The sequence below is a fragment of the Streptomyces sp. NPDC016845 genome, assembly GCF_044332585.1.
In the GTDB taxonomy this organism is placed as follows: domain Bacteria; phylum Actinomycetota; class Actinomycetes; order Streptomycetales; family Streptomycetaceae; genus Streptomyces.
Genome location: NZ_JBIRPI010000011.1, coordinates 1 through 26,620, shown reverse-complemented (window position 1 = coordinate 26,620; position 26,620 = coordinate 1). Strand labels below are relative to the sequence as shown.

Annotated in this window: 19 protein-coding genes; 11 read left to right on the top strand and 8 right to left on the bottom strand. The window is 70.3% G+C overall.

All coding sequences use genetic code 11. The features are described 5' to 3' along the window. The first annotated feature begins 72 nt into the window (after nt 1-72). The 4 genes from ACH4RC_RS24870 (at nt 73) to ACH4RC_RS24855 (ending at nt 5,151) form a co-directional block, all read left to right on the top strand. Nucleotides 73-942, top strand: coding sequence for a carbohydrate ABC transporter permease (locus ACH4RC_RS24870; RefSeq protein ID WP_398204752.1), 870 nt, complete (start codon nt 73-75; stop codon nt 940-942). A gap of 39 nt (nt 943-981) precedes the next feature. Continuing rightward, nucleotides 982-2,337, top strand: a complete 1,356-nt coding sequence (locus ACH4RC_RS24865) for an ABC transporter substrate-binding protein (protein ID WP_398204750.1) — start codon at nt 982-984, stop codon at nt 2,335-2,337. Between the two features lie 56 nt (nt 2,338-2,393). Beyond that, nucleotides 2,394-3,893, top strand: coding sequence for a glycoside hydrolase family 36 protein (locus ACH4RC_RS24860; protein WP_398204747.1), 1,500 nt, complete (start codon nt 2,394-2,396; stop codon nt 3,891-3,893). A 106-nt stretch (nt 3,894-3,999) separates the two neighbouring features. Continuing rightward, nucleotides 4,000-5,151: an ROK family transcriptional regulator gene (locus tag ACH4RC_RS24855; RefSeq protein ID WP_398204745.1), complete on the top strand. Its 1,152-nt coding sequence runs from the start codon at nt 4,000-4,002 to the stop codon at nt 5,149-5,151. A 119-nt stretch (nt 5,152-5,270) separates the two neighbouring features. Here the strand turns inward: ACH4RC_RS24855 and ACH4RC_RS24850 are convergent, their stop codons facing one another. The 5 genes from ACH4RC_RS24850 to ACH4RC_RS24830 all read right to left on the bottom strand — a co-directional run bounded on the left by ACH4RC_RS24850 (nt 5,271) and on the right by ACH4RC_RS24830 (nt 13,817). Continuing rightward, nucleotides 5,271-7,631, bottom strand: a complete 2,361-nt coding sequence (locus ACH4RC_RS24850; protein ID WP_398204742.1) for an AbfB domain-containing protein — start codon at nt 7,629-7,631, stop codon at nt 5,271-5,273. Nucleotides 7,632-7,810: 179 nt separating this feature from the next. Beyond that, complete coding sequence (locus ACH4RC_RS24845) at nt 7,811-8,497, bottom strand: TetR/AcrR family transcriptional regulator (RefSeq protein WP_398204740.1); 687 nt, start codon at nt 8,495-8,497, stop codon at nt 7,811-7,813. 179 nt (nt 8,498-8,676) lie between these two features. Then, nucleotides 8,677-11,043 carry a GH92 family glycosyl hydrolase gene (locus ACH4RC_RS24840; RefSeq protein ID WP_398204737.1) on the bottom strand — a complete coding sequence of 789 codons (2,367 nt, stop codon included), beginning with the start codon at nt 11,041-11,043 and terminating at the stop codon, nt 8,677-8,679. A gap of 141 nt (nt 11,044-11,184) precedes the next feature. After that, entirely contained in the window at nt 11,185-13,302 is a 2,118-nt protein-coding gene (glgX, locus tag ACH4RC_RS24835) for a glycogen debranching protein GlgX (RefSeq protein ID WP_398204735.1), read from the bottom strand. Next, a complete protein-coding gene (locus ACH4RC_RS24830) occupies nt 13,299-13,817 on the bottom strand; it encodes a pep a2 (protein ID WP_398204733.1) in 519 nt (172 codons plus the stop codon). Before ACH4RC_RS24830 ends, glgX begins: the two co-directional genes overlap by 4 nt. A 285-nt stretch (nt 13,818-14,102) precedes the next feature. Between ACH4RC_RS24830 and ACH4RC_RS24825 the strand changes: the two genes are divergently transcribed. The 5 genes from ACH4RC_RS24825 (at nt 14,103) to glgB (ending at nt 21,978) form a co-directional block, all read left to right on the top strand. Then, nucleotides 14,103-14,351, top strand: coding sequence for a DUF5133 domain-containing protein (locus ACH4RC_RS24825; RefSeq protein ID WP_398204730.1), 249 nt, complete (start codon nt 14,103-14,105; stop codon nt 14,349-14,351). A gap of 82 nt (nt 14,352-14,433) precedes the next feature. Beyond that, a complete protein-coding gene (locus ACH4RC_RS24820) occupies nt 14,434-16,428 on the top strand; it encodes a maltotransferase domain-containing protein (RefSeq protein ID WP_398204727.1) in 1,995 nt (664 codons plus the stop codon). 61 nt (nt 16,429-16,489) lie between these two features. Further along, nucleotides 16,490-18,223: a maltose alpha-D-glucosyltransferase gene (gene treS, locus ACH4RC_RS24815; protein ID WP_398204725.1), complete on the top strand. Its 1,734-nt coding sequence runs from the start codon at nt 16,490-16,492 to the stop codon at nt 18,221-18,223. A gap of 4 nt (nt 18,224-18,227) precedes the next feature. Next, the gene (locus tag ACH4RC_RS24810) at nt 18,228-19,625 is read left to right on the top strand and encodes a maltokinase (protein ID WP_398204722.1); all 1,398 of its coding nucleotides are present in this window, start codon (nt 18,228-18,230) and stop codon (nt 19,623-19,625) included. A 1-nt stretch (nt 19,626) separates the two neighbouring features. Then, complete coding sequence (gene glgB / locus ACH4RC_RS24805) at nt 19,627-21,978, top strand: 1,4-alpha-glucan branching enzyme (RefSeq protein ID WP_398204719.1); 2,352 nt, start codon at nt 19,627-19,629, stop codon at nt 21,976-21,978. Here glgB and ACH4RC_RS24800 read toward each other — a convergent pair. Continuing rightward, the gene (locus tag ACH4RC_RS24800; RefSeq protein WP_398204716.1) at nt 21,965-22,105 is read right to left on the bottom strand and encodes a hypothetical protein; all 141 of its coding nucleotides are present in this window, start codon (nt 22,103-22,105) and stop codon (nt 21,965-21,967) included. The genes glgB and ACH4RC_RS24800 overlap by 14 nt on opposite strands. Before the next feature lie 369 nt (nt 22,106-22,474). Beyond that, entirely contained in the window at nt 22,475-23,128 is a 654-nt protein-coding gene (locus ACH4RC_RS24795; RefSeq protein WP_398204713.1) for a hypothetical protein, read from the bottom strand. Between the two features lie 226 nt (nt 23,129-23,354). Between ACH4RC_RS24795 and ACH4RC_RS24790 the strand changes: the two genes are divergently transcribed. After that, nucleotides 23,355-24,821: a hypothetical protein gene (locus ACH4RC_RS24790; protein ID WP_398204710.1), complete on the top strand. Its 1,467-nt coding sequence runs from the start codon at nt 23,355-23,357 to the stop codon at nt 24,819-24,821. Between the two features lie 6 nt (nt 24,822-24,827). Here ACH4RC_RS24790 and ACH4RC_RS24785 read toward each other — a convergent pair whose 3' ends face one another. After that, nucleotides 24,828-25,322 (bottom strand): carboxymuconolactone decarboxylase family protein, encoded by a 495-nt coding sequence (locus ACH4RC_RS24785; protein ID WP_398204708.1) that lies wholly within the window; start codon nt 25,320-25,322, stop codon nt 24,828-24,830. A gap of 124 nt (nt 25,323-25,446) precedes the next feature. On the opposite strand from ACH4RC_RS24785, the gene ACH4RC_RS24780 reads away from it, so the two are divergent. Beyond that, the gene (locus ACH4RC_RS24780; RefSeq protein ID WP_398204705.1) at nt 25,447-26,358 is read left to right on the top strand and encodes a pirin family protein; all 912 of its coding nucleotides are present in this window, start codon (nt 25,447-25,449) and stop codon (nt 26,356-26,358) included. Nucleotides 26,359-26,620: the final 262 nt, after the last annotated feature.

Sequence of the window (26,620 nt, the reverse complement as noted above, 5' to 3'; positions counted from 1 at the left end):
AACCGCACACGTATCAAGAGCACGGGGAATGGCGTACGTGATGGCGTACGTACCAGGAGCGCGCGCCGGAAGATGTCGCCCGGCCGGATCGCCGCGTGGGCCGCGCTCGCCGTCGCCCTGCTCCTGACCGTCTTCCCCTTCTACTGGATGATCCGCACCGCGCTGACCCCGGCGGCCGACATCTACTCCGACGGCACGGGCCTCGTCCCGCAGCACCCGACCATGGTCAACTTCCTACGGGTCCTCGGGCTCACCAGCGAGGAGGAGGCACGGGCCGCCGGCGGCTCGGGCGCGCAGGTGGACTTCCTGCGCTACCTGCTGAACTCGGTGGTCTACAGCGGCCTGATCGCCGTGCTGCAGACGATGTTCTGCGCCATGGCGGGCTACGCCTTCGCCCGCCTGCGCTTCCCCGGCCGGGACGTGGTCTTCGGGGTGCTGATCGCCGCGCTGATGGTGCCGCCGATCTTCACCGTGCTGCCCAACTTCGTCCTGGTGAAGAACCTCGGCTGGCTGAACACGTTCGCCGGGATGGTCGCACCCAGCGTGCTCATGACGCCGTTCGCCGTGTTCTTCCTGCGCCAGTTCTTCCTCTCGATCCCGCGAGAAGTGGAGGAGGCGGCCGTCCTCGACGGCGTCGGCTCCTGGGGCATCTTCTGGAAGGTGGTGCTCCCCATGAGCCGCGGCCCGCTCATCACCATCGGGCTCACCACCACCGTGTGGGCCTGGAAGGACTACCTCTGGCCGCTGCTGACCGGCCGCGACGAGGAGACCCGCGTCCTCACCGTCGCCCTCGGCATCTTCCAGCAGCAGTCCCCGAACACCCAGCCCGACTGGACCGGCCTGATGGCGGGCTCCGCCCTCTCGGTCCTGCCCGTGCTCATCCTCCTGATCCTGCTCGGCCGCCGCCTGGTCGAGTCCCTCAACTTCACCGGCATCAAGTAGATGCCACGCCCCGAGAGGCCCCTCACGATGACAAAGACGATGAAGACCAGGCACCTGCGCGTCGGCGCGGCCCTGCTCTGCCTGGCCGCCACCTCCACCCTCGTCTCCTGCTCGGGCGGGAGCGACAGCGCCGGCTCGGGCGCGACCATCGACTACTGGCTGTGGGACGACAAGCAGCTCCCCGCCTACCAGGAGTGCGCCACCGCCTTCCACAAGGCCAACCCCGACATCACCATCAAGATCACCCAGACCGCCTGGGCCCAGTACTGGCAGAACCTCACCACCCAGCTGACCTCGGGAGAAGCCCCCGACGTCTGGACGAACCAGGCCTCCTACTATCCGCAGTTCGCCACCAGCAACCAGCTCCTCGACCTCCAGCCCTACGTCGAGAAGGACAAGCTCGACCTCTCCGCCTACCAGGCGGGGCTCGCCGACACCTGGGTCAAGGACGGCAAGCGCTACGGGCTGCCGAAGGACTGGGACACCATGGCCCTCGTCTACAACACCACCATGCTGAAGAAGCAGGGCGTCGACGCCGCCGCCCTGAACGACCTGACCTGGAACCCCGACGACGGCGGCACCCTGGAGCAGGCGATAGCCAAGGCCACCGTCGACGACAAGGGCCGCGACGGCCTCGACCCCGGCTTCGACAAGAACAAGGTCAAGACGTACGGGTTCCTGCCCGAGTGGGCCGACGGCTCCCAGGGCCAGAACGGCTGGGGCGACCTCGCCGCCGCCAACGGGTTCACCTACCTCGACAAGAACCCGTGGGGCACGAAGTACCGCTACGACGACCCGAAACTCGCCGAGACCATCGGCTGGTTCAAGCACCTCATCGACAAGGGCTACGCGCCCCGCTTCGACAAGCAGTCCACCGTCGCCAACTCCGAGCTGCTCACCGCGGGCAAGGGCGCCATCATGGTCGCGGGCTCGTGGACCATCCCCACCTTCACCGACCCCAAGGTCAAGCAGAAGCTCGCCTTCGCGCCGCTGCCGACCGGACCGAGCGGCCGCAAGAGCGCCATCAACGGCCTCTCCGACGCCATCTGGGCCGGCTCCGAGCACAAGGACCAGGCCTGGAAGTGGGTCAAGTTCCTGGCCTCGCCCGACTGCCAGAACCTCGTCGCCAAGCACGCCGTCGTCTTCCCCGCGCTGAAGTCCGCCACCGAGAAGGCGCTCGCCACGCACAAGGCGAACGGCCGCGACGTGCATGTCTTCACCGACGCGGTGGCGGACAAGAACATCACGTTCCAGCTGCCCGTCACCGAGCACGGCACCGAGATCGGCCCGATCGTCCAGGAGGCCGTCCAGTCGGCGATCCTCGGCCAGACCTCACCCGCCTCGGCCCTGAAGTCGGCCAACGACAAGGTCAACGGCCTCTTCGACCAGCCATGACCCCGCACACGTATCCAGTCCAGCGGAAACACACGGAAACACACACAAGGAGACCCATGCCCCAGGTCGTAGACGTCGGAGGGCGCACGTTCGCCGTCGAGCTCGCGGGCGGCGCCCCGCCCGAGCCCGTCGACGGAGGGCTGCTGCTGCCGCCCGGCCGGGTGGCCCTGCTGCACGGCCTCGGTGACGCGCTGTTCTACCGGCACGGACACAACTCCTGGAGCCCGTGCGGCTGGCGCCGCCTGTCCGAGCGACCACTGCGCATCGAGAGCGCCGAGCGCCGCACCACCGCCGACGACACCGTGTGGGACGACCCGGCCCGCCACCACTCGTCCGCCGTCGCCGCCCTGCAAGGCCCGGACGGACAGGTCCTGCTGCTCGGCGCGCTCGGCCTCGACACCCCACGCCTCACCGCCGACCAGGACACGCTTGCCGGTTGGTACGAGCGCGAGGGCGCCCCCTGGTTCCTCGCGTACGGCGCCGAGGACGAGGTCTTCGCCGCCTACACCCGCCACCTCGCCGACCGCCTCGGCCACAGCCGCAAGCGCGCGGGCGACGTGTGGTGCAGCTGGTACGCGTACTACGAGAACATCACCGAGGAACAGCTCACCAAGGACATCACCGCACTGCGCGGCCTGCCCTTCGACGTCGTCCAGGTCGACGACGGCTGGGAGCGGATGGTCGGCGACTGGCACGCCAACGACAAGTTCCCGGCCGGAATGCGCGCGCTGGCCGACCGCATCAAGGAGGCCGGGCTGCGGCCCGGGCTCTGGATCGCCCCGTTCATCGCCCTGCCCGAATCCCGTACGGCGCGGGAGCGGCCGGAGCTGCTCCTGCGCGACGCAGACGGCGAACCCGTGATCGCCGGGCACAACTGGGGCACCGGCTACTACACCCTCGACCTCACCCTGCCCGCCGCCCAGGACCACCTGCGCGAGACGATCCGCCGGGTCGTCCATGAATGGGGGTTCACCTACCTCAAACTCGACTTCATCGGCGCCGGCACCGCCCCCGGCGCACGCGCGACGGAGCTCGGCCGCGAGGAGTCGTACCGGCTCGGCCTGCGCATCATCCGTCAGGAGGCGGGCCCGGACGCCTACCTCCTCGGCAGCGGCGCGCCCCTGCTGCCGTCGCTCGGACTCGTCGACGGCATCCGCAGCGGCCCCGATGTCGCACCGCTGTGGGAGCACTACGCGACCCAGGACCCGTCGGACGCCCTGGCCCGCAACGCCGTCGTCAATACGGTGCACCGCCTCTGGCAGTCACCGCTGCTCGAGGTCGACCCCGACGTCGTCTACTTCCGCAGCCGCCTCAACCTGCTGACGGAGCAGCAGCAGAGCTGGCTGCGCGACCTCGCCGACATCTGCGGATTCCGTGCCGTGTCCGACCCGCCGGGATGGCTGCGCCCCGACGAGCTCCAGGCCATGACCGCCTACTTCGAGCGACGGCCCGAGATCCGCAAACTCGGCCGCTACCGCTTCACGCTCGACGGAAGGGAGGTCGACTTCACGCCCGCTGTCGTGCCGGAGACGGAGCAGCGCTACCCGATCGCCTAGCAACGCCGCCCGATCGCCTGAATACGACCGAGCATGGCGTCCCGCATTAGTAAACTCTCCAGCAATATTCAGTAGCGGGCCCGCAACCCCTCCAGGGAGCACCAGCATGGCGACGACCGGAACAGACATGTCCCGGATGCGCGAGATGAACCAGCTGTCGATCGTGTGGGCGCTGCGCGGCAACCCGCCGTCCACCGTCACCGAGCTGGCAGGTCGCGCCGGTCTCTCCCGGCCCGCCGTGGACGTGCTGGTGCAGGGGCTCGTCACCGACGGCTGGGCCGAGGTCGAGGAGCCGGGGGCGAGCAGCGTGGTCGGGCGGCCCGCGCGGCGCTTCCGGTTCCGGGCGAGCGCGGGCCACGCGCTCGGCATCGACATCGGCGTCCACAAGATCCTCGTCATGGTCAGCGACCTGGAGGGCGAGATCGTCCGGGCGGAGCGCCGCCCCGTCGACCCGGAGGCGGCGCCCGAGGCGCGGCTCGCGGCGGTCGACGCCGTCATCGACGACGTGCTGCAAGGCGCGGGCATGACCCCGTCCGACATCTGGGCCGTCACGGTCGGGGTGACCGGACCGGTCGACGCCTCGGGCCGCACCACCCTGTTCAGCCCGCTGCCCGGCTGGCACACCACCGACCCTGCCGCGCACCTGGCGGCCCGCTTCACCTGCCCGGTCCAGGTCGAGAACGACTGCAAGCTCGCCGCCGTCGCCGAGCGCTGGAAGGGCGTCGCCCAGGACGCCGACGACATCGTGTTCCTCCTCGCGGGGCTGCGCACCGGCGCCGGGCTCATCCTCGACGGCACCCTGCGCCGCGGCCACGGCGGAGCGGCGGGCGAGATCGGCGCGCTGAAGGCGGTCCGCTGGCTCACCGCCCCCGACCATCTGGAGTCCTGCCCCGGCGTTCCGGCGACGGCGGGCGAGGCCGCGGCCTGGGTGTTCCAGGCCGCCCGCGAAGGCGACAAGGACGCCAGGACCGCCGTCCGGCGCTACACCCGCGACCTGGCCGTGGGCGTCGCCGCGCTCGTGCTCGCCCTCGACCCGCAGGTCGTCGTCTACGGTGGCGGGTTCTCCCGCTCCGCCGACGTGGTCCTCGAACCGCTGCGCCGCGAACTCACCAAGCACTGCCTGCGCCTGCCGGAGCTGCGCGTCTCCACGCTGGGCGACGAGAGCGTGGCCCTCGGCGGGCTGCGCCTGGCGCTGGACGAGATCGACAGCCGCCTGCTGAGCGACGGCCTGGCGGCGCCGACGGCACCGCGCGGCTGAGAAGGGGGACGACGGCCCCGCCCGTGAAGGGCGAGGCCGCCAGAAGGCCAGAAGGCCAGAAGGCCAGAAGGCCAGAAGGCCAGAAGGCCAGAAGGCCAGAAGGCCAGAAGGCCAGAGCGTCAGGGCGCCCAGGGCGCCTCCACCGCCCACGTCGTGTCCTCGGTGAACGAACCCGGATTGTCCGCGGCCCGCGATCCACCGGGCACGGCGAGGTGGATCTCGGCGTTGTAGTGGCGCAGGTACTGGCCGGGGAAGTTCTGGGCCGTCAGCCGCACCCCGCCCTGCCCCTGGACGGCGCAGAAGGTGGCGTCCGCGCGGAACAGCGCCGAGCCGTCACCCGCCTCCCGGTACACCCGGAAGTCGCGGTGGCGAAGGTACTCGCCCGGGTAGTTGCGGGACTCGAAGGAGTAGCACGCGCTGTCCGCGAGACCGGGCACGACGCGCCAGGTCGCGTCGTTCTTCAGCAGCGCGCTGCTGCCGCTGTTCACGACCTCCGTGTAGGCGAGCGCGTCCCTGTGCCGGATGTAGCGGTCGGTGTAGCCGGGGGTGGTGGCCCGCAGCGACCTGTACCCGGTGGGCAGGGTGACCGGCGCCGCCGGGCTCCTCGATGCGTTGATCAGCGCCTGGTTCGCCGCCTTGACCCGCGCCTGGTCGACCTTGGTCACCTGACGGTCGTACGTCAGCAGGCCGTTGACCTCGTTCTCGACGTCCGTGATCTCCGTGTAGACGGAGGCCGACAGACCGGCCGGCATCTGCTGGAGGCGCAGCGCGTCGATGAGCCCGGTGAACCGGTTGTTCAGATGCGCGGCGTCGGCCTGGTCCTCGTACGAGAACCCGTTGCCCGGCGACCACTCGTGCCCCGGCACCCGCAGCCCGAGCCCGCCGAACTCACCGAGGACGGCGGCCCGCGTGGCCGACGGACGGGTCACACCCGGTCCTACGTAGTTGTGGTGGTCGATGACGTCACCGTTGCCGCCGTCGACGGCGCCGCAGCAGTTGATGCCGCTCATGTTGTCGACGAGGCGCGAGGGGTCGGCCGCCTTCACCTTGTCGGCGATGCGGGCCTGGTCGTACTGGCCCCAGCCCTCGTTCTCGTCGACCCACATCACCAGCGAGGGCGAGGAGCGGTGCTCGTCGATGATCTGGTCGAACTCGGCCTCCCACTGGGTACGGGCGGCGGCGTCCGGGGTGCGGGTGTCCATCGCGGGCATGTCCTGCCAGACGAGGAGCCCGAGCCGGTCGGCCCAGTAGAACCAGCGCTGCGGCTCCACCTTGATGTGCTTGCGGACCATGTTGAAGCCGAGGTCCTTGTGCTTCTGCAGGTCGTACTTGAGGGCGTCGTCGGTCGGGGCCGTGTAGATGCCGTCGGGCCAGTACCCCTGGTCGAGGGTGCCGGTCTGGAACACGAACTGGCCGTTGAGCAGCAGCCGTTGTCTGCCGCCGACGCTGCCGCGCGAGATCGACCGCATACCGGCGTACGAGCCGACGGTGTCGACGACCGCGGATCCGCTGACCAGTTCGGCCCTGACGTCGTACAGGAACGGATCGTCGGGCGACCACAGCCGCGGGTCGGCGATGCGCACCGACACCTGCGAGCCCACCGCGCCGGTCGCCGTGCCCACCGTCGTGCCGCCGGAGCTGACGGTGATCCGCGCGCTCTGCCCGCTGGTCCCGTCGCCCCGGACGGTGACGCGCAGGGTCGAGTCGGCCAGGTTCGGCACCATGTCGAGGCGGGAGATGTGGGCCACAGCGGTCGGTTCCAGCCACACGGTCTGCCAGATTCCGGAGGCGGCGGTGTAGAAGATGCCGCCGCCGGGGTGCGGCGTCACGTCGTTGATGCGCTGTTTGCCGACGGCCTGCCCGCCGGTCTGGGTCGGGTCGAAGACGGATACGACGACGGTGTTGGTGCCGCCGTTGAGCAGCGGCGTGATGTCGTACCCGAAGGCGTCGTAGCCGCCGTTGTGGACGGCGCCCGCCTGCTGTCCGTTGACCCACACCGTCGTACGCCAGTCGCTTGCGCCGAAGTTGAGCTGGACGCGGCGGCCGTTCCAGTTCGACGGCACGGTGAAGGTGCGCTTGTACCAGAGCTTGTCGTTCTGGGTGATCTTGCGCTGGATGCCGGAGAGCGCGGACTCCGCGACGAACGGCACCCGGATCTGCTCGGTGAAGGAGGCCGGCTGCCCGGCGCTCGCGGAGGTGACGGCGAAGTCCCAGATGCCGTTCAGGTTGGCCCAGTCGGGCCTGGTCAGCTGGGGTCTCGGATACTCCGGGAGGGGGTTGTCGCGGGAGACCTGACCGGTCCACGGCGTCGTCATGGGCGCCGGTTTCGGGGTCCAGGCGGTGGGCGCCGCCTGCGCGGCGGGGGCCAGAGCGGTGGCCCCGCCCAGGAGCAGAGCCAGGGCGGAGAGCAGGATGCCGAGCGCGTGGCGCGCCGGTCTGCGGCGGACGGGTAAGCGGAGGGGGACGGGCTGACGGCGCATCGGAGCTCCTCGTGTCGCGGGGCGCGGCAGGGTGGTTCCGGGAAGGCGTGCCAAGGTCTGGAAGTGGTGCGGCGATTGCTTACATCGTTGTAAGGGCAGTTTCTACGCACTCGCCAGGGACACGTCAACGCTTCGGGCGCGCCGACTTGTGTACGGGGCGGAGTGCGGCCGGAATTCGCCTACGCGCCAGGGGTGCCCTGAGCCCGGTGCGGTCCCAGCTCGCCGAGCACCTCACCGAGTTGTTCGGAAGTGAGGGCCGGGGAGGGGAGAGGTGACGTGACCGGCGCGGCGCGCAGGCTGTCGAGGAACAGCGCGAGCGGGCGGCGCCAGGCGCCGGCGGTGGTCGCGGCCGTCAGGGCCGGGACGGCGCGGCCGAGCGCGGCCAGGGCGAACAGGACGTCCTCGGGTACGACATCGGCGCGCACGGTGCCTTGTGCCCGGCCGCGTTCGAGGAGGAGTTCCAGGGTGCGGCGGTTGTGCGCGTGCACGGCCTCCAGCGCCTCGATGCCCCGCAGCGGTGTGGTCATGAGGTCGTTGGTGCCGCGGTCGGAGGCGAGGACGGTGAAGACGGCGTCGAGGTATCCGGTCAGGCCCGCCCACGCGTCGTCGGCCCGCCGGGCCTCGTCGCCCGCGGTCATCGTGTCGGCCAGCGGCTCGTGGAAGACCGCGTCGACGAGTGCGACGCGGGCCGGGAAGTGGCGGTAGAGCGTCGCGTTGCCGACCCCGGCCCGGCGCGCGATGACATCGAGCGGAGCCTCCAGGCCCTGCTCACGGAAGACCTCGCGGGCCGCCTCGATCAGCAGTTCGCGATTGCGGCGCGCGTCGCGCCGGCGCGGGGCCGCTCCGCGCTCTGCGCCGTGGGTCATCGTCGTCCTCCGTGAGGCCGGGTACAGGGAACCGGGGAGTGCTCCCCGGAGGATGCTATCGTCCGTCACCGAAACGGGGAGTGCTCCCCGTTATGGTGTCATGGCGTCATGGCGTCATGGCGTCATGACGTCGGACAGCGAGTGCGGCCCCACGAGGGGAGGGCCGCACTCGCTTCCACTCAGTGCTCGGCGGTCAGCGCGGGCGGTGCCATGCCCGCGCCCCAGCTCGTCGGCTTGTCCGAGAGCTCGACCTTGATGGTGCCGGAGCGCAGCAGATCCTTGTGGGAGAGCCAGCTCCGGTTCAGCGTCCCCTTCCCGGTCCGCACGGAGGACACGTACTGCGCCTTCGAGGCGTCGGCGCCCGGCGCCTCGACGGTGATGCTGCGGCCGTGCGCGGGCCGGATCTCGACCTTGTCGAACATGGGCGCCGAGAAGATGTAGTTCGCCGAGCCGGGCTGCGCCTCGAAGACGCCCGCCATGGCGAAGACGAGCAGCGACGACGTGGAGCCGAGGTCGTCATTGCCGGGCATGCCGTACGCGTCGTCCGTGTAGAGCGTCCGCAGCGCGCGCAGCACCGCCGAGGTCTTCCACGGCGATCCGGTCCACGCGTACATCCACGGCGCGTGGAAGTCGGGCTCGTTGTTCGGGTTGAAGGCGAAGTTGTTGTGGTAGTCGTAGGCGCCCGTCACCCAGGACTCGGAGGCGGCCTTCGCCGGGTCGCTGAGCACGGTCGGCAGGTCGAAGAAGGTGTCGAGCCGCTGCTCGGCACCCTTCTGGCCGCCCATCAGACCGAACAGCGTCTCCGGGTCCTGCTGCGCGAGCCACTGGTACTGCCACGCGGTGCCCTCGTGGAAGGCGCCGGACCGGGTCGGGTCGGGGTCACCGGCGACCGTGCCGTCGGCGTTCTTCGTGACCGGGAACCCGGTGTAGCCCTGCGACGTGACGGAGGTGTCCCACAGCTTGGTGAAGTTGTCGCAGCGCGCGGCGAGCGTCGCGGCCTTGTCCTTGTGGCCGAGGCCCGACGCCATCGTGGACAGGGAGCAGTCGGCCAGGGCGTACTCGAGAGTCGCCGAGCCCGCCTGGCGGCTGTCCCCGTACTTGTAACCCGGCAGGTTCTGGTAACCGACGAAGCCGTTCTCCACGTACGTCGGGTTGCCGTCGCGGCCGCGGAAGAGCGACTGGTCGGCGGGGACGTCGTTGGCGTTCTTCCAGAGCGCGTCGAAGAGCTTGGCCGACGTGCGCTTGTCGAGCAGGCCGCGGTTGTAGAGGTCGACGACCCACGGGGTGACGGGGTCGCCGCTCATCACGTTGGTCTCGCCGCCGCCGAGCCCCCAGCGCGGCAGCCAGCCACCGTCCTCGTAGATCCGCAGGACCGACTTGGCCATGTCCGCGGCCTTGTCCGGTTCGAGCAGCGCCACCAGCTGGTTCTGCGAGCGGTAGGTGTCCCAGAGGGAGAACATCTGGTAGTAGGGCGCGTCCGCCTTGTGCACCTTGTCGTCGAAGCCGCGGTAGCGGTTGTCGACGTCGGAGCCTATCGAGGGGTGCAGGAGCGAGTGGTAGAGCGCGCTGTAGTACGTGCGCCGGTCGGCGGTGGAGCCGCCGGCCACCCGCATCCGGTTCAGCTCGTCCCGCCACGTGTCGTGCGCGCTTGTCCGCGCCTTGTCGAACGAACGGGGCTGTTCCGCCTTGCGGTTGAGCCTCGCTCCGTCGACCGAGGTGTAGGAGACGCCCACGGAGGAGCCGACCCGGTCGCCCTGGGCCGGGTCGAACGACAGCCAGGCGCCGGCGCGCTCGTTGCCGCGTGCCGCCTCGCGCCGGCCCGGGGTGAGCGTGGAGTCGGTCCACGTACCGAACGTCTTGAACTTCCGGTCGAACTTGGCGCTGAAGTAGACCCGGTAGCGCTCCTTGCCGGTCTCCCCGCAGAAGTTGCCGCCCTGGACCCAGCCCTCGACGGTGTCGTTCCCGACCACCTTGATGTCACCGGCGTAGGTGCTGCCGTTGCTCTCGCCGGCCTCGATGAGCACGTTCTGGGTGCTCGATCCGCCCGGGAACGTGTAGCGGTGCTGGCCGGTGCGCTGCGTGGCGCTCAGCTCGGCCTCGATGCCGTTGTCGAACGTCACGCCGTAGTAGCCGGGCGACCGGGACTCGTTGTCGTGGCTGAACCTGGCGCCGTACCGCGCCGGGTCGGACGAGGTGACCGCGTCCGTGGTCGGCATGAACCGGATGTTGCCCATCGTCTGGCAGCCGACGCCCGACAGGTGCGTGTGGCTGAAGCCGAGGATGGTGTCCTGCGCGTAGTCGTAGGACGCGTACTTGTTCAGCTGGGTGTCGGGGCTGAGCTGCACCATGCCGAACGGCGTCGTGGCGCCCGGGAACGTGGTGCCGTCACCGTTGTTGCCGATCGACGTGTCGACCAGGGTGGTGGGGTCCTTGGCGAACTGCGGCCCCCGATCGTGGGCGTTCGCCACGCCGGTCGTAGTGGCGGTGGCGGTGGCCATGGTGGCGATGACCAAGAAGGCGGTGGACAGGCGTTTCCACGCTCGCATCGCGATCCTCTCGTGCGACAACGTTGTCATACGTGCCTGTCGATCTTTGTTCCCCGGGTGCCGTTCCGTCAATGCATCGTTGCAAAAACGATGCCGTCACCTGGGAGGGCGCCCAGGTGACGGCATCGGATGAAGGTGGGGTCACCGGCGTCTTCGTCTGCCCTCGGTCTCACCCGGCGGGCGGTCCAGCACAACCAGGCTCCGCTCCGCCACGAGCAGTGAGGCACCCGCCTTGTGTTCACGCTCGTCGGCGGCGCCGTTCGGCTCCGCCGTGTCGATGAGCGTGGTCCAGCGCGTCCCGAAGCAGGGGCCCGGCAGCACGAACTCCATCGGTTCCCAGAAGCAGTTGAACAGCATCAGGAAGGAGTCGTCCCTGGCCGTACGGTTGCGGGAGGCAGGGGCCGGGACCTCGTCGCCGTTCAGGAAGACACCGATCGCGTGCGCGTCCGGCCTGCCCCAGTCCTTGGCGGTCATCTCGGCGGCGTCCGGCCGCAACCAGACCAGGTCCGGCAACTGTCCGTCCTCCCGCGGGACGCCCTCGAAGAAGTGGCGGCGGCGCAGGACGGGATGGGCCATGCGCAGGGCGATCAGCTCACGCGTGAAGTCGAGCAGCTCCCGCTGCTCCTCGCCGATGTCCCAGTCGATCCAGCTCAACGCGTTGTCCTGGCAGTACGCGTTGTTGTTGCCGTCCTGGGTACGGCCCAGCTCGTCGCCGTGGCTCAGCATCGGGATGCCCTGCGAAAGCATCAGCGTGGTCAGGAAGTTGCGCTGCTGGCGTGCGCGCAGCTCCCGTACCGCCGGGTCCTTCGTGGGGCCTTCGGCGCCGCAGTTCCAGGACCGGTTGTGGCTCTCGCCGTCCCTGTTGTCCTCGCCGTTGGCCTCGTTGTGCTTGTCGTTGTACGAGACCAGGTCGCGCAGGGTGAACCCGTCGTGCGCGGTGACGAAGTTGACGCTCGCGCGCGGCCGTCGCCCCTCGTGCTCGTACAGGTCGGCGGAGCCGGTGAGGCGGGAGGCGAACTCCGGCAGGGAGTGGTCGGTGGCGCGCCAGAAGTCGCGTACGCAGTCGCGGTACTTGCCGTTCCACTCGGACCACAGCGGGGGGAAGTTGCCGACCTGGTAGCCGCCGTCGCCGAGGTCCCACGGCTCCGCGATCAGCTTCACCCGGCTGATCACCGGGTCCTGCTGGATGACGTCGAAGAACGCGGAGAGCCGGTCCACCTCGTGGAACTGGCGGGCCAGCGTCGCCGCCAGGTCGAAGCGGAAGCCGTCGACATGGCACTCGGTCACCCAGTACCGCAGCGAGTCCATGATCAGCTGGAGGACGTGGGGGTGGCGCACGAGGAGGCTGTTGCCGGTGCCCGTGGTGTCGTAGTAGCGGCTGAAGTCCTCGTCGGACAGGCGGTAGTACGAGGCATTGTCGATGCCGCGGAAGGAGAGCGTCGGCCCGTTCTCGTTGCCCTCGGCCGTGTGGTTGTAGACCACGTCGAGGATGACCTCGAGCCCGGCGGCGTGCAGGTCCTTCACCATCTGCTTGAACTCGGTGACCTGTTCGCCGAGCGTGCCCCGGGCGGCGTACTCGTGGTGCGGCGCGAAGAAGCCGATCGTGTTGTAGCCCCAGTAGTTGGACAGGCCCTGGTCGCGCAGGAACCCGTCCTGGAGGAACTGGTGCACCGGCATCAGCTCGACCGCGGTCACGCCCAGGGACGTCAGGTGCTCGACGACGGCCGGGTGCGCGAGCCCCGCGTAGGTGCCGCGCAGTTCCTCCGGCACACCCGGATGGGTGCGCGAGAGCCCCCGTACGTGTGCCTCGTAGATGACCGAGTCGGTGTACGAGTACGACGGCGGCTTGTCCGCGCCCCAGTCGAAGGAGCGGTCGACGACGACCCCGCACAGTCCGTGGCCCGACTCGCCCTGGCGCTTCGGCCGCTCGTGGACCGCGAGGGCGTAGGGGTCGAGGAGGAACGCCGAGGAGTCGCAGCGGTGTCCGGAGTTCGGCTCCCAGGGGCCGTGGACGCGGTAGCCGTAGCGCCGGCGCGGGCCGACGTCCGGCAGGTAGCCGTGCCACACGGAGCCGTCGACCTCAGGCAGCGTCACCGAGCGCTCGCTGCCGTCCGGGTCGAGGAGGATGAGGTCGACCTGGTCGGCGACAGCGCTGAACAGTGCGAAGTTCGTACCGTGACCGTCGAAGGTGGCGCCGAGCGGGTAGGGGCGTCCGGCCTGGACGCCCCCGTCCCCGGTGTTCGTCGAAAGGCCCGTCACGAGGCGGTTCCGGCGGGCGCGCCCTCCAGGGCCCGCGCGATCTCGTGCACGGCGCTCCCGGGCGCCACCGGGGTCTGCGGCAGGGTCAGCGCCTCGCTGGACCACGGCGCGGGATCCTTGTCGGCGAGCGGCTCGCGGTCGTGGTCGGACTTGCGCAGGGAGAACCAGATGATGCGCCGGCTGTTCGTGGTGCAACTGCCCCAGCCGTCGCTCAGCGTCGCTATCTCCAGCAGGTGCGACTGCTCGTCGTCAGGACGCCCGGCCTCGGAGGCGTCGTGGTGCGACACCGCGGTGATCAGATGCTGGCCCGTCCACCAGGTCTCGATCTCCACGCGCTCGACCGGCCCGTCGGCGGCCGCGTGCAGCAGCAGGCCGACTCCGCGGGTCGCCGACGTGACCAGCTTCTGCAGCCCCCAGTAGCGGAGATGGGCCGCGACGACGCGCTGCATCTGGGTGACGCGCTCCGACGAGGAGTCCACCTCGACGTGGTAGTAGCGGGGCTCTGTCCGGTTCATGGTTCGTGCTCCTCACCGCGTGACTCACGCCTGGCCGCGACGGAGTGCCGTGCGCACGTCGCGTGAGCTCTGCTCGCTCGAGCGTCATGACCAGCGTCGACCGCATACTCCATCGGTGCAACACGAGAGTGACCGGCCCGTGACGCTGCGCTCAACAGGACGGATCGCCGATCACCCCGCACCATGGTGACGAGCGGCCCTGTGTGACGGTCCGCTCTCACTGCGTGCATGTTCGGCAACCCGTGGAGCCATGACTCCGCGGATTCCAGGAGGTCGGCGGATGCCATGGACGCATCACAGGTCGGCGTGGAGATCGAGGGACAGCTGAAGCGATACCGGTGGTGGGAGCGGCGTTTCCTGGCGGCTCCCACAGACGCGAGGGTCCGTGCGCGGTTCGAGCTGGCCGTCGCGGCGCTGTGCGCCGCCACCGGCGAGCGATGCGGCCGCGAGGCGGCGTCCACGGCCGAGCGCCACGTGCGCGCCGTCGGCCCCGCGGGCGGGGACGGACGGCGGACGACGAGGCCGACCGTATGAGCCCGACCGCCGAGCAGGCGACCGTCGAACAGGCGACCGTCGAGCAGGCGGACCGTCGACCAGAGCACTGGAGGTGAGAGCGATGACGAGTAGGGCACAGCTGGTTCCCGTCCAGATCGAGGACGTGCGTCCCCGGGTGCACGGCGGCCGCGGCATGGCGAAGGCCGTCGTCGGTGAGGCGTTCCCGGTCACGGCCCTGGTGTTCGTCGAGGGGTCGGCCGTCGTACGGGCCCACGCCGTCCTGCGTGACCCGGAAGGACGCACCGTCGACTGCGTCCCGATGCGCGAACTGGTCCCGGGCGAGGACCGGTGGAGCGCCGCGGCCACCCCCACCTCCACCGGCCGGTGGAGCTACTGCGTGCAGGCGTACGTCGACCCCGTCGCCGCATGGCAGCGCGACGCCGCCATAAAGGTGCCGGCCGGCGTGGACAGCGACATCACCCTCGAAGAGGGCGCCGAGCACCTGGAGCGCGCCCTCGGCCGGGTCACCGACGAAGCGGCCAGGCGTACGTTGTTCGAGGCCATCCGCGTCCTGACGGACGGCGCGCGGGACGACATGGAGCGGCTCGCGGCGGCCACGGCGCCCGAGGTGTGCGAGGTCCTCGCGGCCCACCCGCTCCTTCACCGGCTCACCGAGAGCCCGCCGCTGCCCCTCCTCGTCGAGCGGGAACGAGCCCTGTACGGCGCCTGGTACGAGTTCTTCCCGCGCTCTGAGGGCGCGGTGGCCGAGCCGGGTTCCGCGCCCGTCAGCGGCACCTTCACCACGGCCGCGCGCCGCCTGCCGGCGATCGCCGCGATGGGCTTCGACGTCGTCTACCTGCCGCCCGTCCACCCCATCGGCACGACCCACCGCAAGGGGCCCGACAACAGCCTGACGCCGGGCCCGCACGATGTCGGCGTGCCCTGGGCGGTCGGCTCCGCGGAGGGCGGGCACGACGCGATCCACCCGGACCTCGGCACTCTGGACGACTTCGACGCGTTCGTGGCGCGGGCCCGCGGCGAGGGCCTGGAGGTCGCGCTCGACTTCGCGTTGCAGTGCTCGCCGGACCACCCCTGGGTGGAGAAGCACCCGGAGTGGTTCCACCACCGCCCCGACGGCACGATCGCCTACGCGGAGAACCCGCCGAAGAAGTACCAGGACATCTACCCGATCGCCTTCGACCGCGACATGCCCGGCCTGATCGCGGAGACGGTACGGGTGCTGCGCCACTGGATGGCGCACGGCGTCCGCATCTTCCGCGTCGACAACCCGCACACGAAGCCGGTCGCGTTCTGGGAGCAGGTCATCACCGAGATCGGCCGCACCGACCCCGACGTCGTCTTCCTGGCGGAGGCGTTCACCCGCCCGGCGATGATGCGTTCGCTGGCCGAGGCGGGCTTCCAGCAGTCGTACACGTACTTCACCTGGCGCAACACGAAAGCGGAGCTCACGGGGTACGTCCAGGAGCTGGCGGGTGAGTCGGCCGCGGCGATGCGGCCCAACTTCTTCGTCAACACCCCGGACATCCTGCACGAGTTCCTCCAGCACGGCGGCCGCCCCGCCTTCGAACTCCGCGCCGTCCTCGCCGCGACCCTCTCCCCGTCCTGGGGCGTCTACAGCGGATACGAACTGTGCGAGAACACCCCGCTGCGCCCCGGCAGCGAGGAGTACCTGCACTCCGAGAAGTACGAACTGCGGCCGCGGGACTGGGCTTCGGCCGAGCGCGAGGGGCGCACCATCGCCCCTCTGATCACCGCCCTGAACGACATCAGGCGCCGTAACCCGGCGTTGCACGGGCTGCGCGGAGTGCACTTCCATCACGCCGACAACGAGGCCGTGATCGTGTACTCCAAACGCAGTGGCTCGAACACGGTTCTGGTGGTGGTCAACCTCGATCCGCACCACGCTCAGGAGGCGACGGTCCGTCTCGACCTCGCGCAGCTGAACGCCGGCTCCGACGCCTCGGCCCCCGTGTCGTTCCCCGTGTCGTTCCCCGTGCGTGACGAACTGACCGGTGCCACCTACACGTGGGGAGCGAGCAACTACGTGCGCCTCGTGCCGGGGGAGTCGCCGGCCCACGTCTTCACCGTCGGCTGACACCGCGCCGGCCGAACCGCCCCCTCACTCTCCTCATCCGCGTCCTCGGAGGCAGACTCGAATGACCACGGACGACATGGCGCAGGCTGCGCAGGCCTCGTACATGCCCACCAAGTCACCCGACCCCGAGTGGTTCAAGCGCGCCGTCTTCTACGAGGTGCTCGTCCGCTCCTTCTGCGACAGCAACGGCGACGGCGTCGGTGACCTGAAGGGCATCACGTCCAAGCTGGACTATCTGCAATGGCTGGGCGTGGACTGTCTGTGGCTTCCGCCGTTCTACACGAGCCCGCTGCGGGACGGCGGCTACGACGTGGCGAACTACATCGTCACGCTTCCCGAGTTCGGCGACCTCGCGGACTTCGTGGAGTTCGTGGACGCGGCGCACCAGCGGGGCATGCGCGTCATCGTCGACTTCGTCATGAACCACACGAGCGATCAGCACGAGTGGTTCCAGCAGTCGCGCACCGACCCGCAGGGACCGTACGGGGACTACTACGTCTGGTCCGACGACGACACGAGGTACGAGGACGCGCGCATCATCTTCGTCGACACCGAGGTCTCCAACTGGACCTTCGACCCGGTGCGCAAGCAGTACTTCTGGCACCGCTTCTTCTCCCACCAGCCGGACCTCAACTTCGAGAACCCGGCGGTCCAGGACGAGATGATCGCCGCGCTCCGATTCTGGCTGGACCTGGGTATCGACGGCTTCCGCCTCGACGCCGTGCCCTACCTCTACGCGGAGGACGGCACCAACTGCGAGAACCTGCCCGCCTCCCACGCGTTCCTCAAGCGGGTCCGCAAGGAGATCGACGCCAACTACCCCGACGTGGTGCTCCTCGCGGAGGCCAACCAGTGGCCCGAGGACGTCGTCGACTACTTCGGTGACTTCTCCTCGGGCGGCGACGAATGCCACATGGCGTTCCACTTCCCGGTGATGCCGCGCATCTTCATGGCGGTCCGCCGCGAGACCGCCGAACCGATCTCCGAGATCCTCGCGAAGACCCCGGCCATCCCGTCCGGCTGCCAGTGGGGCATCTTCCTGCGCAACCACGACGAGCTGACCCTGGAGATGGTCAGCGACGAGGAGCGCGACTACATGTACGCGGAATACGCGAAAGAGCCGCGGATGCGGGCCAACATCGGTATCCGCCGCCGCCTCGCGCCCCTCCTCGACAACGACCGCAACCAGATCGAGCTGTTCACCGCACTGCTGATGTCACTGCCCGGCTCGCCGATCCTGTACTACGGCGACGAGATCGGCATGGGCGACAACATCTGGCTCGGCGACCGCGACTCCGTACGCACACCCATGCAGTGGACCCCCGACCGCAACGCGGGCTTCTCCTCCAGCGACCCCGGCCGCCTCTCCCTGCCGACGATCATGGACCCGGTCTACGGATACCAGGTCACCAACGTCGAGGCACAGATGGCGTCGCCGTCCTCGCTCCTGCACTGGACCCGCCGCATGATCGAGATCCGCAGGCAGAACCCGGCGTTCGGCATGGGGTCCTACACCGAACTGTCCTCCTCCAACCCGGCCGTACTCGCCTTCCTGCGCGAGTACAAGGACGACCTGGTGCTGTGCGTGCACAACTTCTCCCGCTTCGCGCAGCCCACCGAGCTCGACCTCCGGGCCTACGACGGTCGCCACCCGGTCGAACTCATCGGCAACGTCCGCTTTCCCGCGATCGGAGAGCTGCCCTATCTCCTGACCCTGGCGGGACACGGCTTCTACTGGTTCCGGCTGCGGGGCACCAGCATGACGCCCCGCATGGCACACCACGATTGGACCTGAATCCATGACTTCGCCTCTGCTGTCCGATACGGCCGTCGGTCCCGCTCAGGTGCCCGCCTCCTCCCTCGCGGCGCTCCTGGCGCGCTGGCTCCCCCGCCAGCGATGGTTCACCGGGCAAGGCCGGGACGTCACCGGTGTGTCCGTGGCCGCCGCGACAGCGCTGACGACCGACTGCTACCACCTCCTGGTCCGCGTCGACCAGCGCGGTTCGTCGGACGGCGCGCATTATCAGGTCCTGCTCGGCGTGGCCACCCATGTACCGCCGCGGATGAGCCCCCACATGATCGGCGAGGTCGAGGCGCGGCCCGGTGAACGGCTCATGGTCTACGACGCCGTCCACGACCACCGCGCCGCGATCGTGCTCCTCGAACGGCTGCGCAGGGGCGGCTCCGCCGGGCACCTGCGCTTCGAGTCGCTGCCGCGCACCTCGGTGCCGTGCGGGCTCACACCGCGCGTCCTGGACGTGGAGCAGTCCAACACCTCGATCGTCTACGGCGACGAACTCATCCTGAAACTGTTCCGCCACATCCAGCCCGGCATCAACCCCGACCTGGAGGTCACCGGAGCGCTCGCCCGGCACGGATTCACCCAGGTCCCCGCGCCGATCGGCTGGTTCCAGACGGAGGCCCCGTTCTGGTCGACGCTCGGCATGGTGCAGCCGTTCCTCACCGAGTCGACGGACGGCTGGACGCTGGCCCTGGAGTCCAGCCACCGCCGCACGGGCTTCACCGAGGAGGCACGCGAACTCGGCCGCACCACAGGCGAGTTGCACGTCGCCCTCGCCAAGGCGTTCCCGACCGGCCTGCGGCCCGCGGACCAGTCGGCGCGGCTCGCCGACGCGATGTCCCACCGGCTGCTGCGCGCCGCCGCGAGCGTCCCCGAGCTTCGCCCGTTCGTGCCGGACCTCCAGGACGTCTACGCCGCGGCCGTCACCGAGGGCGGCGACGCCCCGCTCCAGCGCACCCACGGCGACCTGCACCTCGGCCAGGTCATGCACGCCCACGGCCGCTGGCACATCGTCGACTTCGAGGGGGAGCCGGCCAAACCCGTCCCCGAGCGCCGCGCCGACCGCTCGCCGATCGCGGACGTCGCCGGCATGCTCCGCTCCTTCGACTACGCCGCCCGCTCCGGCGGGGAGTTCCACCCGCGCTGGGCCGACCGCTGCCGGGACGCCTTCTGCGCCGGATACGGCGAGTCCGGCGGCTTCGACCCGCGCGCCGTCCCCGCCGCGCTCCGCGCGCACGAGGCGGACCGCGCCGTCTACGAGGTGGTCTACGAGTCGGTGTACCGCCCCGAACTGCTCACGGTCCCGATGAACGCGGTGGCCCGCCTGTGCGCGGGCGGCACCGCGGGCACCGGCGCCCCGCACATGTCCGACCAGCTACCCGCCCAGGAGGCCTGACATGTCCGTCGCCGACCCCGTAGCGGTGGAGCCTGCAGACCCGCCAGAGCCGGTGGACCCGGTACAGCCGGTGAAGACCGCGCAGCCGCCGGCCACAGCGGAGCCGCTTGTCGAACCGCTCGTCGAACCGCTCGTCGAGCCGGTGGACCGCGTGCCCGACGTCGCCCCGCTCGCCCCCCTGGACGACGACGTACGCGCCCGGCTCCTGACCGGCGCCCACCACGACCCGCACTCCGTCCTCGGCGCCCACCCGGTGCGCGGCGGGCTCGCCGTGCGCTGCCTGCGCCCGCACGCGACCCAGGTGTCCGTCGTCATCGGCACACGTGTGTGGAACCTGCACGACGAGGGCGACGGCCTCTTCGCGGGCCGAATCCCCGGCCAGGGCCACGCGCCCTACCGGCTGCGCGTCACGTACCCCGACTCCGCCGTCGAGACGGCGGACCCGTACAGCTTCCCGCCGACCCTCGGCGACCTCGACCTGCACCTCATCTCCGAGGGGCGCCACGAGGAGCTGTGGACGGCTCTCGGCTCACACGTGCTCGAACGCGGCGGCGTGCTCGGCACACGTTTCACCGTCTGGGCGCCGAACGCGCGCGGCGTCCGTATCCGTGGCGACTTCAACCACTGGGACGGCACGGCGCTGCCCATGCGCTCCCTGGGCTCCTCGGGCGTGTGGGAGCTGTTCGTCCCCGGCATCGGCCCCGGCGCCACGTACAAGTACGAACTGACCGGCCCCGACGGGCAGCGCCTGGAGCGGGCCGACCCGATGGCGCGGCGCACGGAGGTGCCCCCGGCGACGGCGTCCATCGTGTGCGGCAGCGACTACGAGTGGGGCGACGACACCTGGCTGCGCCACCGCGCCGACCGCCCGGTCCACACCGCCCCCATGTCCGTCTACGAGGTGCACCTCGCCTCCTGGAAGCCGGGGGCGACCTACCGCCGCCTCGCCCACGAACTCACCGAGTACGTGTCGGCCCTCGGCTTCACCCATGTCGAGCTGATGCCGGTCGCCGAGCACCCCTTCGGCGGCTCCTGGGGCTACCAGGTCACCGGGTTCTACGCGCCCACCGCCCGCCTCGGCGGCCCCGACGACTTCAAGTATCTCGTCGACACCCTGCACCAGGCCGGTATCGGCGTCATCCTCGACTGGGTACCCGCGCACTTCCCGCGCGACGAGTGGGCCCTCGCCGAGTTCGACGGCCGCCACCTGTACGAGCACGAGGACCCGCGGCGCTCGGCCCACCCCGACTGGGGCACCCTCGTCTTCGACTACGGCCGCAAGGAGGTCCGCAACTTCCTCGTGGCCAACGCCCTCTACTGGTGCGAGGAGTTCCACATCGACGGCCTGCGGGTCGACGCCGTCGCCTCCATGCTCTACCTCGACTACTCGCGCGAGGACGGCCAGTGGGCCCCGAACGAGTTCGGCGGCCGGGAGAACCTCGACGCGGTCGCCTTCCTCCAGGAGATGAACGCCACCCTGTACCGGCGGGTGCCCGGCGTCGTCACCATCGCCGAGGAGTCCACCGCCTGGAACGGTGTCACCCGGGCCACCCACGACATCGGCCCCGACGGCTTCGGCGGTCTCGGCTTCGGCCTCAAATGGAACATGGGCTGGATGCACGACTCGCTCGAGTACGTCGCGCACGAACCCGTGCACCGCAAGTACCACCATAACGAGATGACCTTCTCGATGGTGTACGCCTACAGCGAGAACTACGTGCTCCCGATCTCCCACGACGAGGTCGTGCACGGCAAACAGGCCCTGGTGTCGAAGATGCCGGGCGACTGGTGGCAGCGGCGCGCCAACCACCGCGCCTACCTCGCCCACATGTGGGCCCACCCCGGCAAACAACTCCTCTTCATGGGGCAGGAGTTCGCGCAGGGCGCCGAATGGGTCGCGGACGAGGGGCCGCAGTGGTGGGTCCTCGACGAGAACAACCCCGCCGCCGGGGACCACCGCGGGGTCCAGCGCCTCGTGGGCGACCTCAACCGGCTGTACGTCTCCCACCCCGCGCTGTGGGAACAGGACGCGCGCCCCGAGGGGTTCCAGTGGAGTGCGGCCGACGCCGCCGAGGACAACGTCTTCGCGTTCGTCCGCCGCGCCGCCGACGGCAGCCCGCTGCTCGCGGTCGTCAACTTCTCCCCGGTGGTGCGCGAGGGCTACCGCCTGGGTGTGCCGCCCGCCGCCGGTCAGTGGCGGGAGATCCTCAACACCGACGCGACACGGTACGGCGGCAGCGACGTCCGCAACGCCGAGCCGCTGGACCCGGAGCCCGAGCCGTTGGGCGGCTTCCCCGCCTCGCTCACCCTGCGCCTTCCACCGCTGGCGGCGGTCTGGCTCACTCCGATGTGACGACGGCGGGCGTCAGCCCGCTCTCGATGAGGTCCCGGGCCACGTAGTTGAGCAGGATCCGGTGGTCCTGGATGTGGATGTTCCGCCGCAGTGCATCGAAAGCCTGGTTGCACGGGTCCGCAGGCAAGTGTGCAACTGCTCGTCGACCGTGTGCTGCTCGCGGATGACACGGTCCCCAAGCAGTCCGATGGTGGTGAGGGCCGGCGAGCGCCTGCGCGAGGGCGAGGCCCTCGGCGCGCAGCCGGTCCAGGGCTTCGGCGACCAGTCGAACCATGGGCGCACCGCAGTGCCGTGAGCGGGCCCCGGCCGCGCCGGTGGGCCGTCATCGTGCCGACCTGGGCGGCCCCGGTGCGGACCGGCCAGAAGATCCCGCACAGTGAAACCCGTCCCCGCACACGCTTTCTTCGGTGCTTCTTCAGCGGCCCGGCGGCCGCCGGCTGCACCTTGTCAGCGTAGTGGGGCGGGCACTGCCGACAGCCGCCGAGCACAACTGCCCCTACTCGGCCGCGGGCTCCGGCGACTTCGCCTGCTCCGGCGTGCTGTAGAAGACCGACGAACCCTGCTTGCTGCGCTGGGCGAGACCCCTGGCGACCAGGCCCTCGACCGTGGTCCGCACGACAGGCTTCTTGAACGTACGGTCCGGGTGCGCCGCGGTGAGCGCATCGGCCAGCTCGGCCGCCGAACGCGGCTCCGTCTGCTGCTTGAGGTACTCCTGTACGAGGGTGACCAGCGTCGGCTGCGCACTCGCCGACGCCTTGCGGGCGGGGCGGGCCGAGGGGGACGTGGCCTTGTCGGACGCGGCCTTGCCGGACGTCGCCTTGCTGGTCGTCGTCTTGCCGGACGTCGTCTTCGCGGCGCGCGGCTGCTTGCCCTGCTTGGGCGCGCTGCTCTTCGCGCTCGCGGCGGCCGGAGCGGACTTGCGGCGCTGGGCCTTGTCCGGCGTGACCGCCGCGCCCTCCTTCGTGCCGAGCGCCTGCTGCATGCTGACCAGGATCGCCTGGTCGTCCTGGAGCGCCCGCAACTTGTTCTGCAGCGTCTCCAGTTCGGTGCCGATCTCCTCCTGTTCCTTCGCGTTGCGCTCGAGGTCGGCGGCGACCTGGGCCGCGTACTGGTCCTTGACGTTCGGGTTACCGGGCTTGGGATCCGTCACGAGTAGCTCCTGGGTTCACTGGTCCGGTGATGAGCGGACAAGGCTGAGGACCTGATGATTGACCGAGTCTAGGACAGTGCCTACTGCATGACGTAGAAACGCCGTACATCGGGGTGCGAGGCACGTGTGCACAGGCGCGGCGGGAACGTGGAGTGCTTCGTGCGACGGGCGCAGGGCCCGCCGCCCCGACCCGCCGCGTAAGCGGTGGTCCCACAGGGAGCGAGCCATGTCGCAGCCCACCGCGTTGCACGACTTCGGAGCCATGTCCTTCGGCAGCCGGGCGCAGTTCGAGCCCGCTCAAGTGGAAACTGTGTGCGAGGAGGTCCGGGGGAGTGGAGTGCGTGACTTGTACGTGGTGGTCCACGGGGCCCACAACGACAAGGAGGTGAGTGCCGCGGCCGACGGAGCGTTCCGGCACATGCTCGCCGACGCGTGGGGCGGCGGGGCACATGAGGTGGGGTTCCTAGGTGTGCACTGGCCGTCGCTGTGTTTCCGGGATGAGGGCGCACCCGGCCTCGCCCGGCCGGAGGGCGACGACGACGGAGTCTCCAAGGCCACGGCGGACGACCTGTACCGCCAACTTCCGTCCAGCGAGGGCCCGTTGATTGAACTCATCACCTTGTTGAACGAGCGGCCCGAACGCGGGCCCGCCTTCGACGACTTCGGCTCCGCGCTGCGCCGCCTGGCGGAAGTCCCGCTGCAGGACCCGGTCGCGGAGTTCACCTCCGACACGGAGGGCGAGGTGCTGCCTCAGGCCGACCCCCTCATGCTGTTCGAGGACACCCGCACGGTGTGCTCCGAGTTCGCGGGCGCGCTGCGGGACCTGAGCCGCGCCCTGGCGCTCGAGGCGGGCGAGCCCGCGCACCACGAGAGCGCCGCCACCGCGTCCGAGGTGTCCGACGAGGGGACGCTCCTGGAGAGCCGGGTGGCGGGACCGCGCCCGGCACGCCCGCTCAGCGACCGGGTGAACAGGGCCGGAACGGTAGCCGCGGGCGGCCCGGTGGGGGAGACGGCCCGCGCGGCGGACTTCGCCGAACTGTGGAAGGGGGCCCGCGAACTCTTCCGGCAGGTCGTCCGCCATGTCCTGCGCCGCAGGGCCGGGTTGATCGGTCAGGCGGGCCTCGGCCCCTGTCTGCCGATGCTGGTGCGCGGCGCCGACGTGCGTCTGCACCTCGTCGGGCACGGGCTCGGCGCGCGCCTCGCCGGTTTCGCGCTGCGCGGCCTGGAGGAGAGCGGCGCGGACCCCGTCGCTCTGTCCTCGCTCACCTTCCTCCAGGGCGAGATGTCCCACTTCTCCTTCGCCGACAGCCTGCCGCAACAGGTGTCGGGCCACGGCGCGCTGTTCAGCCGCCGCCGGCTCGTCCAGGGCCCCCTGCTCTGCACGTTCTCGCACCTCGACTCCCACCTCGGCGTGCTCTACCCGCTGTCGGCCCAGATGATCGGCGACTCCAGCGAACTGGCCACGACCGCGCGCAAGTGGGGCGCGCTCGGCTTCGACGGCATCCAGGGGGTCGACGGGCCCGCGCCGGTCGATGTGCGGGAGGCGCCGGAGCGGGACGGCCGGCAGGCGCCCTACCTCAACGTGGACGTCTCCGAGGTGATCCGCTGCGACGAGGTGCCCATGGGCGGGCACCACCGCGTGTTCCACCCCGAGATCGGACGGCTGCTGCGGTGCGCGGCGGAGTGGGCGTGAGGTGCGTCAGGCCTTCGGTGCGCGGACGGGATGCCTGCTGAGGACGGAGACCCGGTTGAACGCGTTGATGGTGATGGCGACCCATATGACAGCGGAGATCTCGTCCTCGGTCAGGGACGCGCGGGCCGCCGCGTAGGCGTCCTCCTGCGCGGTCGCATCCGCGGGGTGCGTGGTGGCCTCGGCGAGCGCGAGCGCGGCCCGCTCCCGCTCGGTGAACAGCTCGGTGTCGCGCCACGCGGCGAGCGTGCCGAGGCGCTGGGTGGTCGCGCCCGCCCGCAGCGCGGCCCGCGTGTGCACGTCGAGGCAGTAGGCGCAGCCGTTGAGCTGGGAGACGCGTAGATTGATCAGCTCGACGAGAACCCGGTCGAGCCCGGCGTCGGCGGCGGTGTCCCGGACCGCCTCGGAGGTCTGCACGAGGGCGTGATACGCCTTGGGGCTCTGCTTGTCGACGTAGACACGTCCGTCACGGACGCTGTCACTGTTGCTGCTGCGGTCGCTCAACTCGGTCTCCTGTCAGGGGGCCTCTGCGCGGCCGGGCTCGCTTCGCGGTGCGCTGGGCCTTATGATCATCCATAGTTGTTGAAACTCAAAATACTTGAGAACACTTGGGGTAGGAGAGGCAGGGATGAGCGACACCGTAGAGGTGCTCACCGCCCGGGACGTGCCGCTGGGCGGCCCGCGCGCCATGCCGGTCCGGCGGACGCTGCCGCAGCGGGCTCGCACGCTGATCGGGGCCTGGTGCTTCGTCGACCACTACGGCCCCGACGACGTGGCGCGCACCGGCGGTATGGACGTCGCACCGCACCCCCACACCGGGCTGCAGACGGTGAGCTGGCTGTTCACCGGCGAGATCGAGCACCGGGACAGCATGGGCAACCACGCCATGGTCCGCCCCGGCGAGCTGAACCTCATGACCGGCGGCCACGGCATCGCCCACTCCGAGGTCTCCACCCCGGACACGACCGTCCTGCACGGCGTCCAGCTGTGGGTGGCGCTGCCCGACGGCCACCGCCACACCGAGCGCGACTTCCAGCACTACGCGCCCGAGCCCGTCCACCTCGACGGCGCCGAGGCCCGGGTCTTCCTCGGCTCCCTGGCCGGGGTGGTCTCCCCGGTCCATACCTTCACCCCGCTCCTCGGCGCCGAACTCCTCCTGGCCCCGCGCGCGACCGTCACCCTCGACGTGGACAGCGACTTCGAGCACGGCGTCCTTGTCGACCAGGGCACGGTCACGCTCTCCGGCACCTCCCTGGCCCGCGCCGAACTGGGCTACCTCGCACCGGGCGACGCGACGCTGACCCTCACCAACGAGACGGACGCCACGGCGCGCCTGATCGTGCTGGGCGGACCGCCGTTCGGCGAGGAGATCGTCATGTGGTGGAACTTCATAGGACGGTCGCACCACGATATAGCGCAGGCGCGTCGGGACTGGATGGAAGGGCAGAGGTTCGGCGAGGTTGCGGGTTACGACGGGGATCCGTTGCCTGCGCCGGAACTGCCGAATGTGCCGTTGAAGCCGCGACGGAATAGGCGCTGACCTGCGAGGATGATTCACATGCTGCGGCGTGGTGAGGGAGGTGCCGGTCGCGTCCCACCACTAGCCGGTGGGTGATCGATTGGGTGGCGGCTGGGTGGAGAGGGAGCCGATCTCGATTGTCGTCGGAACAGAGTGTGGCCATCTGTGGGCGAGTCTGGCAGACCTACCGGTAGTTCGTTAAATCCGGTGGTCGTCTGGGTTGACGGCGGTGCGGGTTGGCCGTAGGCCGGTAGCAGGTGTCAACTGCTCTGCTGGGAGCCGG

What these genes read in the sequence shown, in the direction of transcription:
- ACH4RC_RS24870 (WP_398204752.1), top strand. Translation starts at nt 73, where the DNA reads ATGTCGCCCGGCCGGATCGCCGCGTGGGCCGCGCTCGCCGTCGCCCTG.
- ACH4RC_RS24865 (WP_398204750.1), top strand. Translation starts at nt 982, where the DNA reads ATGAAGACCAGGCACCTGCGCGTCGGCGCGGCCCTGCTCTGCCTGGCC.
- ACH4RC_RS24860 (WP_398204747.1), top strand. Translation starts at nt 2,394, where the DNA reads ATGCCCCAGGTCGTAGACGTCGGAGGGCGCACGTTCGCCGTCGAGCTC.
- ACH4RC_RS24855 (WP_398204745.1), top strand. Translation starts at nt 4,000, where the DNA reads ATGGCGACGACCGGAACAGACATGTCCCGGATGCGCGAGATGAACCAG.
- ACH4RC_RS24850 (WP_398204742.1), bottom strand. Translation starts at nt 7,631, where the DNA reads ATGCGCCGTCAGCCCGTCCCCCTCCGCTTACCCGTCCGCCGCAGACCG.
- ACH4RC_RS24845 (WP_398204740.1), bottom strand. Translation starts at nt 8,497, where the DNA reads ATGACCCACGGCGCAGAGCGCGGAGCGGCCCCGCGCCGGCGCGACGCG.
- ACH4RC_RS24840 (WP_398204737.1), bottom strand. Translation starts at nt 11,043, where the DNA reads ATGCGAGCGTGGAAACGCCTGTCCACCGCCTTCTTGGTCATCGCCACC.
- ACH4RC_RS24830 (WP_398204733.1), bottom strand. Translation starts at nt 13,817, where the DNA reads ATGAACCGGACAGAGCCCCGCTACTACCACGTCGAGGTGGACTCCTCG.
- ACH4RC_RS24825 (WP_398204730.1), top strand. Translation starts at nt 14,103, where the DNA reads ATGGACGCATCACAGGTCGGCGTGGAGATCGAGGGACAGCTGAAGCGA.
- ACH4RC_RS24820 (WP_398204727.1), top strand. Translation starts at nt 14,434, where the DNA reads ATGACGAGTAGGGCACAGCTGGTTCCCGTCCAGATCGAGGACGTGCGT.
- treS (WP_398204725.1), top strand. Translation starts at nt 16,490, where the DNA reads ATGACCACGGACGACATGGCGCAGGCTGCGCAGGCCTCGTACATGCCC.
- ACH4RC_RS24810 (WP_398204722.1), top strand. Translation starts at nt 18,228, where the DNA reads ATGACTTCGCCTCTGCTGTCCGATACGGCCGTCGGTCCCGCTCAGGTG.
- glgB (WP_398204719.1), top strand. Translation starts at nt 19,627, where the DNA reads ATGTCCGTCGCCGACCCCGTAGCGGTGGAGCCTGCAGACCCGCCAGAG.
- ACH4RC_RS24790 (WP_398204710.1), top strand. Translation starts at nt 23,355, where the DNA reads ATGTCGCAGCCCACCGCGTTGCACGACTTCGGAGCCATGTCCTTCGGC.
- ACH4RC_RS24780 (WP_398204705.1), top strand. Translation starts at nt 25,447, where the DNA reads ATGAGCGACACCGTAGAGGTGCTCACCGCCCGGGACGTGCCGCTGGGC.